Source organism: Pararobbsia silviterrae (genome assembly GCF_003628125.1).
Taxonomy (GTDB): Bacteria; Pseudomonadota; Gammaproteobacteria; order Burkholderiales; family Burkholderiaceae; genus Pararobbsia; species Pararobbsia silviterrae.
The window spans coordinates 1-12,887 of sequence record NZ_RBZU01000028.1 but is presented as its reverse complement, the minus strand read 5'-3'; the positions used below and the strand labels follow the sequence as shown (position 1 = coordinate 12,887).

Annotated in this window: 11 protein-coding genes and 1 pseudogene; 9 read left to right on the top strand and 3 right to left on the bottom strand. The window is 58.7% G+C overall.

The genetic code is table 11. The features are described from left to right. Positions 1-102 precede the first annotated feature (102 nt). The 3 genes from D7S86_RS28780 (at position 103) to D7S86_RS28770 (ending at position 2,577) form a co-directional block, all read left to right on the top strand. Positions 103-1,398 (top strand): FAD-dependent oxidoreductase, encoded by a 1,296-nt coding sequence (locus D7S86_RS28780; protein WP_121091565.1) that lies wholly within the window; start codon positions 103-105, stop codon positions 1,396-1,398. 232 nt (positions 1,399-1,630) lie between these two features. After that, on the top strand, positions 1,631-2,089 hold the full coding sequence (locus D7S86_RS28775) for a hypothetical protein (protein WP_147432522.1): 459 nt from the start codon (positions 1,631-1,633) through the stop codon (positions 2,087-2,089). After that, the gene (locus tag D7S86_RS28770; protein WP_158602127.1) at positions 2,089-2,577 is read left to right on the top strand and encodes a phosphotransferase; all 489 of its coding nucleotides are present in this window, start codon (positions 2,089-2,091) and stop codon (positions 2,575-2,577) included. The genes D7S86_RS28775 and D7S86_RS28770 overlap by 1 nt, the downstream gene beginning before the upstream one ends. 625 nt (positions 2,578-3,202) lie before the next feature. Here the strand turns inward: D7S86_RS28770 and D7S86_RS28765 are convergent. Both D7S86_RS28765 and D7S86_RS28760 read right to left on the bottom strand, forming a co-directional pair. Then, positions 3,203-4,558, bottom strand: a complete 1,356-nt coding sequence (locus tag D7S86_RS28765; RefSeq protein ID WP_420813319.1) for an MFS transporter — start codon at positions 4,556-4,558, stop codon at positions 3,203-3,205. A 317-nt stretch (positions 4,559-4,875) separates the two neighbouring features. Beyond that, positions 4,876-5,787 carry a LysR family transcriptional regulator gene (locus D7S86_RS28760; RefSeq protein WP_205962907.1) on the bottom strand — a complete coding sequence of 304 codons (912 nt, stop codon included), beginning with the start codon at positions 5,785-5,787 and terminating at the stop codon, positions 4,876-4,878. Positions 5,788-5,933: 146 nt separating this feature from the next. Here D7S86_RS28760 and D7S86_RS28755 point away from each other — a divergent pair, with 146 nt between their 5' ends. From D7S86_RS28755 to D7S86_RS28730, 6 genes and pseudogenes are all read left to right on the top strand, one after another. Next, positions 5,934-6,326, top strand: a complete 393-nt coding sequence (locus D7S86_RS28755) for a nuclear transport factor 2 family protein (protein WP_158602126.1) — start codon at positions 5,934-5,936, stop codon at positions 6,324-6,326. Positions 6,327-6,344: 18 nt separating this feature from the next. Next, entirely contained in the window at positions 6,345-7,148 is an 804-nt protein-coding gene (locus D7S86_RS28750) for an enoyl-CoA hydratase/isomerase family protein (protein WP_121091560.1), read from the top strand. 62 nt (positions 7,149-7,210) lie between these two features. Continuing rightward, a complete protein-coding gene (locus D7S86_RS28745) occupies positions 7,211-7,519 on the top strand; it encodes a transposase (protein WP_121091559.1) in 309 nt (102 codons plus the stop codon). Positions 7,520-7,623: 104 nt separating this feature from the next. Beyond that, positions 7,624-9,438, top strand: coding sequence for a non-ribosomal peptide synthetase (locus tag D7S86_RS28740; RefSeq protein WP_121091558.1), 1,815 nt, complete (start codon positions 7,624-7,626; stop codon positions 9,436-9,438). Next, positions 9,435-10,001: a gamma carbonic anhydrase family protein gene (locus tag D7S86_RS28735; protein ID WP_121091557.1), complete on the top strand. Its 567-nt coding sequence runs from the start codon at positions 9,435-9,437 to the stop codon at positions 9,999-10,001. Before D7S86_RS28740 ends, D7S86_RS28735 begins: the two co-directional genes overlap by 4 nt. A 228-nt stretch (positions 10,002-10,229) precedes the next feature. Further along, positions 10,230-10,607, top strand: a pseudogene (locus D7S86_RS28730) (LysR substrate-binding domain-containing protein); the annotation flags it as partial. A 339-nt stretch (positions 10,608-10,946) separates the two neighbouring features. On the opposite strand, the gene D7S86_RS28725 reads toward D7S86_RS28730, so the two are convergent. Beyond that, positions 10,947-12,107 carry a phosphatidylinositol-specific phospholipase C domain-containing protein gene (locus D7S86_RS28725; protein WP_121091555.1) on the bottom strand — a complete coding sequence of 387 codons (1,161 nt, stop codon included), beginning with the start codon at positions 12,105-12,107 and terminating at the stop codon, positions 10,947-10,949. Between the last annotated feature and the right edge of the window lie 780 nt (positions 12,108-12,887).

The following is a 12,887-nucleotide window of genomic DNA, read 5'->3' as shown; positions in this document are numbered from 1 at the left end:
CGGCGTCATTCGACGATTGGCTACGAAGCGCCGCTACCCTTCGAAACATTAACCGTTGCTCACGTCAGAGTGTCCACGGTTCGTGGGTAAGATCAAGGTGGCCTGTGTCTCGCACACGGATTACGGCGCGCCGGTATCGCGGTTCAGGTCTATGAAAGAGATCGCACGCGTGCCGACGGCCTACATGGCTATCGCATCGGCATTAATGCGCATGGCTTGGGCGCTTTGAAGGCGTCGCTGCCGCCCGAGCTCTTCGCGACCTTCCTCGCCACATGTGCACGTTCCCCTGGGCACTTCAACATGCTGACCGAACGCATGTCGGAGTTGTTGTCGGTCGGGATCGGTGACAGTGAGGTCAGCGGCGGCAGATCCGTGAGCCGGATGACGTTGCGCCAGGTTTTGCTAACGGGCCTCGAAGACTGCGTGCACTTTGACAAAACCTTCGTCAAATATGAGCAGCACGCGGACGGCCAGGTGACGGCGCACTTCACCGACGGTACGAGCGCGACGGCCGAACTTCTCGTCGGCGCGGACGGTGCGCGCTCGAAGGTACGGCGGCAGTTGCTCCCGCACGCCAAGCTTGAAAACACTGGCATTGTGAGTATCGCGGCCAAGGTGCCGATGACCCAAGAGAACCGCGCGCTGCTGCCGCCCAAGGTGCTCGACGGCATTACATTGATTTCCGCTCCGAAGGGCTATGGCGCAATCATCCACGTGATGGAGTTCAACGGGAACGGCGCCGGCGTCAAGTCGGGCATCGGTGGTAACGACGAGGTGCTTATCGCGCATCTGCCGGGCCTGCTCTACGACAACACGCGCGACTATCTGATGTGGGCGGTATGGGGCGCGCGTCGCAACCTCCCGGCCGATCCGATGACACTCGAAGCGCCGGCTCGACTCGCGCTCGCCATGCAGATGACCGATGGCTGGCACCCTAATCTGCGAGCGTTGATCCGGGCGTCAGACTTGTCGACGACGTTCGCTATCGATGTCCGCACGTCAGTGCCTGTCGATTCCTGGCCGAGCTCGAACATTACCGTGCTTGGTGACGCGATTCATCTTATGACGCCTGGCAAGGGTGTCGGCGCTAATACGGCACTGCGTGATGCGCAACTGCTTTGCTCGCAACTCGAGCGTATCGCGCGAAGAGAGCTTCCGCTCGTGGAAGCAGTCGCCGATTACGAAGCGCAAATGCGTCGCTACGGATTTCACGCGGTCGCCGAATCGCGTAAGCAGTTTGACGAGCACGACGCGATTCATCGGCCAATCGTTGGGCGTCTCGCCCTCGGCGTGATGCGTACGGCGATGCGTGTGGTCAACAACGTACCACCCCTTAAGCGGCGCATGATTGATTCTGAGAATCGGCTTCGCGGGACAGAAGATCCGCTACCACAATGATTGACCTTTGCTAGCGTGTCAGCGGGCAAGGCTAGCGGTGTAGCCTAACGAACAAGTGCGACCATGACACCTGACAGACTGCGATCGGCCAGGAGCGGTCAACGGGTCGAACGTCGCGGACGTCCGAAATGAGCGGAAGATCGGTCATTGTCGGCGCGTTGGATTCGCCATGCGCAAAGTAAAGTGGGCAGATACCATTTGTCTGGTCTGAACGCGTCTTCCGGGGGTGTCGATGTCCATTCCGGATGAAATGGCTGCGATTGAGATCGTCCATCGGTGCCTCGGTGAGCGCCCTATCGCCGCAAGGCGATTTGATAACGGCATCCAACACTATGTGTATGAAGTTTCGTTCACGCATCGCGCATCTCTGGTCATCCGTATGACCGTGCCTGAACAACGCCAGGCAATGGTTGGTGCGAAATTCTTGTCGGCAAAACTGAGACCGTTAGGGGTGCCGCTGCCCGAGATTGTTTCCAGTGGAGTTGAAGACAGATTCCCTTGGTTGTTGCTTGAGCGCCTCTCTGGAACCGATATTGGCGACGTGCTGGGCGACCTTTCCAACGATGCGATTGACCGTGTCGCGATGGGCGTGGCAAACGCTCAACGCTGCGTATCGAGCATTGAAGGCGAGGGGCGATTCGGCTACGCAATACATCCGAGGATGCGCCGCATCGCAGTTGGAACGAAGTAGTGCGTCAACACATCGCGCGATCCGAAGCGCGTATTCTGCACGCCGGTATTTTCGACTATTCGTTTGTAAGAAGCATAAAGATATCGGCCGATCTAGTGCGTGAAGAGTTGAACAGCATCCCTGCTGTCCCGTTTTTGCACGACGCAACATTGAAGAATGTGCTGGTGACGCATGACGGCGAGCTTTCGGGCATCGTCGATGTAGACGATCTGTGTTTCGGTGATGCTCGATATCCGATTGCGCTTACGCTGACCGCGTCGATGGTGAAGGGCTTGCCTTGCATATATGCACACGGGCTTCTGCATCATGGGGGCTACTCTGACGACCGAATTTTTCGGCTTTACGTTGCCGTGTACTTACTAGATCTGATGTCTGAGCATGGACATCGCTTCAACGGCAACGAGCGCGAGAGTACGAATGCCGCGCGAGAGCGCATTACGTCGCTTTGTCGCGCCGCGATCAATCGAATAGCCGATTTCGCTCGCTAAGCGGACGTACCCGCACCGTTGATCTATGCCCGCTCTGAGTCGGGAACGGCCCCCCTCCAATGCCGAAGGAAAGGCATCGATGGCACGGAACCGACGGCACCCCATTGATACGCGAGCGATGCGCGGTCGCGAGCTCGAATGATCGCCTCGCCTCGCCTCGCGGCGCACGGATTGAACGTCAGTGAAGCGCGCCGCTGGTTTGGGACGCCGCCGTCGCTCTTGCATCTTGAACGATACAACTTCGAATTTGCCGGTGTAGCGCCATGCACGCAGGGTAGAGCGCGAACGACCCATCGCCACGACCGCAGCTCGCTTTGATACACGCAGGTCACACGAGGCTTACGCGTTGGCACCTTCGATCAGCATACGCAAGACCTTGTTGACCTCGCCCATGCCAAGCCCTGCTCCGAGCGGGAATCCGAGTTCGATGGCGAGGCTGAGGGAGTTGTGGCCTGACACATTCGTCTATGTAGCGAGGTCGAGCTGGCCACTCGCCACGTCTCACCGTCGGATCGTCGCGCACCTTGAGCCACCCAATCGAGTTCGCGCGTTGCACGGCAGTGCCGACGAGACGATGTACCGAGGTTGGACACAAAGGTGCGCGATTTCCGCGACCGTCGGCGCCTCAACGCCGGCTTTCCTGGAGCGCCATCCCTTCCGCAAGCACGTGTTCGTGTTCGGTGGCCAACGCGCGGACGCGTTTCGGTCCGATGGTCATGACCGACGCGAGCGAGACGGCAAGGCCGCACATGACGTAGTAGATCGGCGCAAGTGAGCTACCCGTCCGATGTGTGATCCACATCACGAATACCTGCGCAAAGCCGCCAAATAAAGTAACCGAAACGTTGTAAGCAAGCGAGAGACACGTCGCCCGATGCCGTGACGGAAACATTTCAGCGAGCAAAGCACCGTACGGGCCGAAGTATCCGGCGAGGCCAATGCTCATTGCCGATTGGGTTAGCATCATCCTGGTCAAGCTCGGTGATTCCAAGAGCCATGCATAAAGCGGATAGATGATCGCCAACGTGCCGACAAGCGCCGCGATCGTGAGCCGTTTCCGTCCCACGTAATCGGATAGCGCACCGGCCAAGGGCGCAAGGATCGCGAGCAACGTGCAACCTACGACCAAGGCAAAAAACGCATCGACCACAGGGAGCTTGAGCTCCATCGTCGTATAAACGGGCAGGTAGCTCAGAAGAATGTAAATGCTGACGGGGAGGGCGATCACGACCCCGATTGCACGAATCAGCGCACGCCATTCGGTGCGAATGATCACGTGAAGCGAGACGGCTTCGCTCGCGTGCTCGACGTCGACGTTCGACAACGCACGATGCGTATCGAGGTCGCGTCGAAGCAAAAATCCGACCGGCCCGATCAGCGTGCCGATCGCGAACGGAATGCGCCATCCCCATTGTTCGATCGACGACTTTGCGAGAAGCTGATTCATCAGAGCGCCGATCAGCGTCGCAGCGAGGATCGCGATGGCCTGGCCCGTCATTTGCCAACTTCCGTGAAGTCCGCGACGGGCGGGGCGCGCCAACTCGACGAGCAGCGAAGTCGAGCTACCGAACTCTCCACCCGCAGATAGCCCTTGCAGCAGTCGAGCCACGACAATCAACATCGGAGCTCCGATGCCGATCGCCGCATAGGTCGGCGCGCACGTGATGATCATCATCGAGAGCGTCATCAGACACGCCGCGAGCGTGAGAGCAGCTTTCCGGCCTCGTCGGTCGGCGTACAACCCGAGTAACACCCCGCCGATGGGTCGCGCGATGAATGCCACGCCGAGCGTGGCCGTTGTCGTGAGCAATGATTCGTAAAGCGAATGGCCGGGGAAAAAGAGGTGCGAGATCGTGACGGAAAACGATGTGAACACCATGAAGTCATACCATTCGAGCGAATGGCCAATCACGATGCCGAAGATGATGCCTTTGCGTGGCATCACGACGCTTTCCTGTGTGCTATGCATGCGAGAGGCCAAGTGGGTGGCTCCAGAGGTTGAGAGGGCCAGCATGCGATTCGCTCGCTGACGGCGGCTTCTCAACGCAATGGACATACCACTTGGCATGTCGCGTCATACGGGTGTGTCAATCCATCGATCGATACCGCACGCGATGGCGTCGATGCACACCTCACCTTGGCGCCACGCGGTGTATCAAAAGATTTTCGACGCTCGCGCGGATGTCATGCCCCGGGCCCGCCAGTGCGTCCGTCTGGCTTGCACCGACGTCGCGCATGAAAGCCATGTATGAGTGCGCCACCGCACCAGCTACACGAACTCGAGACCCGACGACTATTTCAGCTTTCGGCGGCATCTGCGTGCCGCGCGCGGGATCGTGCGAGTTCAACGAACGATCTCGCATGAGACGGAAGCGCATCGAGATCGCGCACGACGAGACACAGTCGTCGGCTCGTCCATGACTCCTTGATCGGTATGACCTTGATCTGAGAACGTTCCCGATGGCGACGTGCCGCGGTGTCGGGAATGATCGCCACTCCAATCCCCTGTTCGACGAGTCGACAGATCGATTCGAAACTTCTGAGTCGCACGCGCAATTTCAAATCCTGATGACACAACTGCGCATGCCTGAAAAGGTGCTCCTGCAACGCACTGCCTTGGGTCAGTCCGATGAAATCGTAGGTCAGCAGCGTTTCGAAAGACGTTTCCTCCGCGTGAGCGAGTGGATGCGCAGCCGGTACGATGGCGACGAGTTGATCGCGCCACAAAGGGATCACTTGCATGTCTCCGAGATCGACCGTGTCGGCGACGATGCCAAGGTCGGCGCGTCCCGTCGAGACTGCTTGAACGATCTCCGTGCTTGATTTCTCGTCGAGCCGGATGTCGACATTGGGGTGCGTGCCGAGATACTCGCTCAAGAGATCCGGCAGAAATTCGCTGAGCGCCGCTGTATTCGATAACAGACGCAATTCGGCCTTGAGACCCTCGGCGTAGTGGCCAAGCTCGCCTTTCATCAGATCAAGTTGACGCTCGATGGCAGCCGCATGATGGGCCAGCGAGCGACCGGCGGCAGTCGGTGTGACGCCGCGCGGATGGCGATCGAGCAGGGCGGTACCAAGCAGGTCCTCCATGCCGGACAGTCGGCTGCTGGCCGAGGCGAGCGTCATATGCAGTTGCTTTGCGCCGGCAGTGATGCTGCCGCTTTGCGTGACGCGCAAGAACAACTGCAAGTCGATCAGATCAAAACGCATCGCCATCTCCAAGACCCTTAGTCAAAAGCTAAGGCTCGCTCAAGAAATGCCGCATTGTGCGAGCTTTTTAGCCGCCCAATGATAGCGGCATGTTCACCACTGAGGTGTCCCGTCGGACACGCTCAATCTAACCGAAGGAAATGAGTATGAACACCGATGTGCAAGACGTCACCGCGGAATCGGAAATTCGCGCACTGATGGACGACTATTTGCGAGCGGTCAGGACCTGGGACGAAGCGCTGTTCCGAAGCACCTTTGACGCCAACGCCAACATTGCGCACTACTACGTTCGCGGCGATGAGGTTCGAACGATTTCTCTCGATCAATTCGTCGACACGATCCGGTCGTTGCACGAAAAATTCGACAACGCGCAAGAGATCGCAGAGCACATCGAGGTGTCGCGCGTTGGGCATCTCGCCAGTGTACGCGTCGACTTTCGGTTCGTGATGGGCAGCAAAGAACCCCAGGGTTCCGATTTGTTCAATCTCGCCAAAGTCAAGGGACGCTGGGTCATCATTCACAAGAGCTATTGGCTCTGACGTCGGGCGGCGGATCTCATGCGAACTTCGATGCGCGACGGCTGCCTCGTCGACTATCTATGCCGAGATGCAGTTGCAACGATCACTTTGCGACGCGAGCATAAGCTCAATGCCTTCAACGCGGAACTCGTACGAGACTTGGCGGCCGCATTGCGGCGTTTCGACGAGGATGCCAATGCGCAAGTGGCCGTCCTGAGTGGCGCCGGGCGCGCGTTTTCGACGGGTGCCGATGTTCGCGAACGGCAGGCGCGAACGGTCGAAGAGTTCGAGCGCTTGGGCGGCCCTCAAGAGCCCGATGCGCATTCCTATCAGCTATTCAATCGGTCGGTGAACTGGAAGCCTGTCATTTCAGCGGTTCACGGTCATGTGCTCGGCCTGGGATTGGGCATCGCGTTCGAGACGGATTTGCTCGTCGCTGAACGCGGTACGCAATTTCAAATCACGGAGACGCCGCGCGGCCTCGGCGGCGCGCGGTATTGGGGGCTCCTTCGCTTTTGCGGCGCGACGGCATTTGGCACCGAAGTCGCACTGACCGGACGCTATTTCACGGCGGAGGAAGCGCACGCGCAGGGCTTGGTGACGCGTCTCGCGGAGGTTGGAGAGGCGCAAGCCGTGGCGCTTCAGTTGGCAAGCGAGATCGCGCAAAACCCGCCGTTGAGTGTCAGAGCCACCGTGCGTGCGCGCAGGTGGTTTATCGAGAGTCTCTGTCGAGAGATTGCGGCACAAACCGATCCGATGAAGCTCTATCTGACGAGCGATTTTCGCGAGGCCGTCAATGCATTCCTGGAAAGGCGTCCGGTCGCCCCATTCTCAGGTCGATAACCCTCGTTTCTTCGCCAGGCTGCCTAGCGGAAACGGGCTTCAAAAAGTGCCCGTTCAGATCCATGACGCAGAAACGACAGTTTTCGCCGCAACTCAAGTTGGACATCGTGACGGCGATCCGCACCGGAAAGATCGGGCGTCGCGAAGCGCAACGTCGCTATCTGCTGTCCGCCAATCTTCTGCATTGTTGGCTCGCCAAATACGACAACGGAGAGTGGACGGGCGCACGCGCGACCGCGCGGACAGTCCGCTTTTATGAGCGAAAAATCTGGGCACTCGAACGCAAGATTTTGGCGCTGACCGAGGAAAACCGTCGACTGCGTGAGGACCTCGAGCTAGCCACTCTGGGCGGCCCGACCGAGCGCCGATAACGTCGTGTTGTCCTGGAACACGATCGAGGCACTGACCGTGCGCGATCGACCCGCCGAAGCGGTGAACCTTCATTTCTATTCGTCGTCTCGCAAGAGGAGTTCATATGTCTGATACCCATGCCGATTGCCATCCTGTCGGGACCTTGGTCGATATGCTCAAGAAGCGTCGGACCATCGACCCGGAGAGTTGCGCACTGTGGATCGACAATCAGCGACCGATGACCTATCGAGCGTTGCTGTCTAAAGTGGATCAACTGGCTGATCGACTGCGAGATGCGGGTGCGTTGGAGACGACGCGTATCGCATTTCCGATGGCGCGTGGCGCGGCAGGATTAGTAGGCTTTTTGGCGGCCTCGTCCGTGGGCATTTGCTGCCCCTTGGATATCAAGCTACGCGACGAAGAGATGGATTCTGCCGTCCGAGTCCTCAATCCTTCGATCGTGCTTTATGTCGATCGGCGTGATGCATCGGAATCGGCGGCATTCGGTCGATTTGGGCTTCCCCGCGTCGGCTTCGAGCTCGAATCGCTCGCGGGCGACGATGACCGCCATCAAATCGTGTATCCCGCGGGGAGTGAGACGCGGATCGCCATCATGATGCAGACGTCGGGCACCACGTCGAAGCCCAAGATCGTGGGCCTGACGCACGCAAACGTTGCGGCGGCCGCAATGGCGATCGGCGATGCCTTTGGACTGGGTCAGGCTGATGTGTGTCTGACGCCGATGCCATTGCACCACGTGCATGGCTTGATCAGCGCCGCGATGAGTTCGCTGTTTGCGGGGTCGTCGATTCGATGCCTCGAATCGTTTCTGCCATCGATGTTTGACGAGGCCTACCGCAACTTGCAGCCGACCTGGTTCACGGCTTCGCCTGCGGCACATCTTTCGTTGCGTGACTTTTATCGCAACGCTTTCGCGCCGCCGCCGCGTGACCGTCTACGCTTTTTCCGTGCCTCATCGGCACCTTTGCCACCTTCCACCATCGCGGAACTCGAGGCCATTTTTGGCGTACCGCTGATCGAAACCTACGGCTTGACCGAGTCGGCGTCGATGATTTGTTCGAACCCGCTACCGCCGATGCGGCGGAAGTTCGGTTCGGTGGGAATTCCGTTCGGTGCGCAGATTCGCATCGCCGACGCACGGGGTCAAACGTGCGGGACCGATGTCGAGGGAGAGATCCTGATTCGCGGGCCAAGCGTCATTCGCCAATACGTTGGCGACGATGTGAGTTTGAGGGACGCGTTTTGGGGCGACTGGCTCAGGACGGGGGACATCGGGCGGATCGATCGCGACGGATATTTTTATGTATGCGGTCGGATCAAGGAACTCATCAAACGCGGCGGCCATTCGGTGTTTCCGACAGAGATCGATGATGTTCTATGCCAACATGATCAGGTGGCCGAGGCCGTCACGTTTTCGGTCGAGCATGCCACGCAGGGCGAAGATGTCGTCGCCGCGGTGGTGACACGTGCACAGGCTTGCGTCTCTGAAAACGCGTTGCGTGCCTTCGTGGGGGCGCGTCTGAGCGCATTTAAGGTGCCGAGCGTCATCCTTCTCGTCGATTCAATTCCGAAGAACGCGATGGGCAAGGCGGTACGCCGCGACATGCGGCGTCACTTCGCTGACCGACTCTCGCCTTTGTCAAGACCACCGGTCGGCAGTATCGAAGGCATTTTGCTTTCGGTGTGGCAGGACGTGCTTGGACGTGGGGATATCGGCGTCACGGATAACGTGTTTCTCTTCGGCGGCGATCCGCTCAACGCGGAGAAAGTACTCAATGCACTCGAGCAGCATGCACTGTGGTCCACGGCGACAGTCAAGACGCTCATTGCATTCCCGACGGTTCGTGAACAAGCGCTTCAGTGCGCGGCAGATCCGGCTCACGCCGACAATGTCTTGCTCCACGGTGACAATCGATGACCCTCTTCTCGCTCGACGATGTAACGCCCGTGATCGCGGACGAAACAGACTATTGGGTCGCGCCGCAGGCTCAGGTCGTGGGGGCGGTCCGGCTGGGACGGGCCGTCAGTGTCTGGTTCGGCGCCGTGATCCGCGGAGACAATGAATGGATCGAGATCGGTGCCCGCACCAACGTTCAGGATGGCGCCGTGTTGCATAGCGATCCCGGCAGTCCGCTGCATATCGGGGAGGATTGCACGGTGGGTCATCGCGCGATTCTGCACGGATGCACGCTCGGTGATGGGGTGCTCGTCGGCATGGGTGCGATTGTCATGAATGGTGCGGTGATCGGTCATGGATCGGTCGTCGGTGCGGGCGCAGTCGTCACCGAAGGAAAGCAGTTTCCTGAACGATCGTTGATCGTCGGGTGCCCTGCGAAGGTCGTGCGCACGCTCTCCGATCAGACCCGAGTCGATGCGACGCGCGATGCGCTCGCCTACGTCGCAAAGTCGCGAAGATTCAGAGAGCGGATGCGCGCTCTCGGGTCGATCGAGGGTAACGAGACGGATCTGCGAGCCAGTTGAAATCCAAGCGGACGCTCGTCGCCCGATCAACATTCCTGTACACGTTCGTGGAAGACGTGCAGTCGAAACCCTCGAAGCGCTCGTAACTCGCGAACGACCTGCTCACACATGTGAAACGGCTATCGCACTTCTTCCAATGCAAGCAGATCACCAATGGTTTGTCGGTGCCGAATCAGGCGAGCGTTGTCGCCATCGAGTAAAACCTCCGGCGCGAGAAGCCGGCTGTTATTGCTAGCGAAACGCGTGATCGATCTGTCGGACTTTGCTCACCAAGCGTTCATCAGTCTCGGATCCAATGACCCGTACCGAATTCAGATGGACGATGCTTTTGCCAGGCTAGGAATCGCACGGCGGCTTGTCGTGGAGACGCCGAGTGCCGTTTCTGTGTGCAGCCTCGTCCGCAAGGGTTTGGGTCTCGCGATTGTCAATCCGCTAACGGCGCTGGAGTTCGCAGACCACAATTTGCACATTCGCCCGCTGTCGGTTTCATTCCCGTTTCGCGTGAGCCTGATTCGTCCCGAACACCGCCCTAGCAATCCGCTCGTCGCGGCATTCACCACATCGCTCCACGCTGAGATAGCGATACTCCGACGCGGTTTGAATTAGCGTGTCTGCGGCGATAACACAATCGGATGACCATCGTTGGGGCAATGGAAGATTCTAGGTCGATCGGCGACGGCGTTGGGCGGAGGCCGGCCAGGAACGGCCGCTTGCGGTTCGATCTTCGGTGTCCCTTTGCTTTGTCAAGCAGTCGATCACACGTAGATATCTGGCTTAACGGTCCCACTGTCGCTCATGCGCTGAATGCTTCGTGGTACCACACCAGGCAGTCCGCAATTGTCCTGGGAGGCCCCCGCCGTGTCGGGAGCCAACGCACACGCTGCCTTGGCTAAGGGACCATCGTTCCACTCCAGATCGAAGGGAATCACACGTCGAGACTTTCGTTCAGGCAACGTCTTGATGGTCGATGATCGACTTGATCAGGCCTGTCGCTGGAAAGTCCATCATGATTACGCCGAAGTTTTTCATTGTTTTCAGCTGCGGGAATGCCTCGCCGACGTGTCCTAAGCCATTGAGCGCCTCATAGGTCAGAATGTTGGTGCCGGTGAAATACCAGAATCCCCCTGATTTCTTGAAATCAGGGTACTTGTCGGTCACCGTCAGTAAGCCAGTGGTCAGCGCATTGCCGTTCATGCTGTCGTAGCCGCTCGCAACAAAATACGGATAGCTTCCCGTGCCCGCGCTTATGAAATTAATGTAGAGTTGGTTGGTCCTTGCCGGGCCACCAATGGACCAGCCGAGGAACTCTCGCACTCGCTGCCATTTCCAGTACAAATCCCAGTTGGTCTTTAGCGCATAGTTGTCCTGGATTGCGATGCCGAAGCGGCGAGTATCGTCGGGATCCGAGCCGTACTTGAAGCCGTATGTATCCGCGTCCTCAGCAAGGTCTCTAAAGATAACGATTTGCCCTCGGACATGTTCCATTCTCACGTCCGAGATGCGTCTGCCCGGGTAGTGGTACATGTAGCTCGAGTTACTCCCAAACAGGATATTTCTGCAGCGGTCATTCACTTCCTTGTTGTCGTCGTCCGAGCGTTCTTTCTTCAGCCGGATGAAGACTGCCTCCGAAGGATTGTCATCGAGGAATTTCCGAATGGTCGGCATTGCATCTCTACCTAGACACGTGGCGAATTGAGCGGGCCCATGCCAGAAGCTCAAGTCATTCGCAGGAAAGGATGGAGCGCGGGCGATGCCGACACGGAAATCAAAAAAACGAATCCCGGCTTTCAGTTGTTGCGCGAGGCTCATTGTCTGGCATTGTGCTGCATGGCCATATTCACTCACCGTGGCCATCGTATCGTGCGTGCCCGGAATCGACATGTCGATGAGGCGCTTGCTGGGGCTGAACTTACTCATCCAGTTCGAGTAGTCAGCCTGCGCCATTTGACCCGTGTAGTACGCCTGTTCATCGTGGGGTCGGCCTGGATACGCAAAGGTCGAAGGAGCGACGAGGGCGCCTGCAGCACCGAGGGTCCCTGTGGCAACGGCGCGCAGACAGAGGCGTCGGCGAGGATTGAAATGGGGGGTCGCGAGAATCTTGGTCATGGCCGTTGCTTAGTGATTTTTCGGTGGTCGTATGAGCCTGTTATGGAGCCCGGTGAACGTCGCGCGCTTCTTAAGGACGTGAGCAGAGTCTAGGGACGGTGAATTACGCAGGAATTAGCGTAGGGCCTTGGCACTCAGGGGGAGGGCAGATCGCGCGGCGTCACCGAGGGTTTAAGAAATCCACCAGCGAGGACGTCTTGAAGCGAAAATCCTCGTGCGTTGACTGGCGTAGGGGCGAACAACGGATACCGCCAAGCTCTCAGTCATACGCGGCCATCGTCAGATGACAGGCCTTTTGCGGACGACCCGTCAAGAAGCCCGGTGGCCGAGCGGATCGCCACGGTGCTGCGGCGCTTCTGTGCGATGAGCGCGAGTGTGTTGACTTTGCATTTGCCGCCGTGCAATGGCAGGTTCCGAATGAGACGGGCGGTAATGGGTACTTCAGCCACTTCAGTTACGACGTGGTCGGGTGTGTCGGCGCACTTCTCCTCGAGATCGACTCGCTTCGACGTATCTATCGGATCCCTCGCGAAAGGGTGCGCGGCTTCTCCCGCTACATTGAGTCGACGAGGTGCGCATCAATCTACAGGCGACCGGCCGCGTCACGGTCGGACCCCGGACATCTTACGGTGAGGACTCACGCGCCGCCTTGGGCCGAGAAGGGTCGGTCGCATGAGGCTGCAATTGATCTTACCCACGAACCGTGGACACTCTGACGTGAGCAACGGTTAATGTTTCGAAGGGTAGCGGCGCTTCGTAGCCAATCGTCGAATGACGCCG

Excerpts from the sequence above, each read along its gene's own strand:
- D7S86_RS28775 (WP_147432522.1), top strand. The coding sequence starts at position 1,631 with ATGTCCATTCCGGATGAAATGGCTGCGATTGAGATCGTCCATCGGTGC.
- D7S86_RS28760 (WP_205962907.1), bottom strand. The coding sequence starts at position 5,787 with ATGCGTTTTGATCTGATCGACTTGCAGTTGTTCTTGCGCGTCACGCAA.
- D7S86_RS28755 (WP_158602126.1), top strand. The coding sequence starts at position 5,934 with ATGAACACCGATGTGCAAGACGTCACCGCGGAATCGGAAATTCGCGCA.
- D7S86_RS28750 (WP_121091560.1), top strand. The coding sequence starts at position 6,345 with ATGCGAACTTCGATGCGCGACGGCTGCCTCGTCGACTATCTATGCCGA.
- D7S86_RS28745 (WP_121091559.1), top strand. The coding sequence starts at position 7,211 with ATGACGCAGAAACGACAGTTTTCGCCGCAACTCAAGTTGGACATCGTG.
- D7S86_RS28740 (WP_121091558.1), top strand. The coding sequence starts at position 7,624 with ATGTCTGATACCCATGCCGATTGCCATCCTGTCGGGACCTTGGTCGAT.
- D7S86_RS28735 (WP_121091557.1), top strand. The coding sequence starts at position 9,435 with ATGACCCTCTTCTCGCTCGACGATGTAACGCCCGTGATCGCGGACGAA.
- D7S86_RS28725 (WP_121091555.1), bottom strand. The coding sequence starts at position 12,107 with ATGACCAAGATTCTCGCGACCCCCCATTTCAATCCTCGCCGACGCCTC.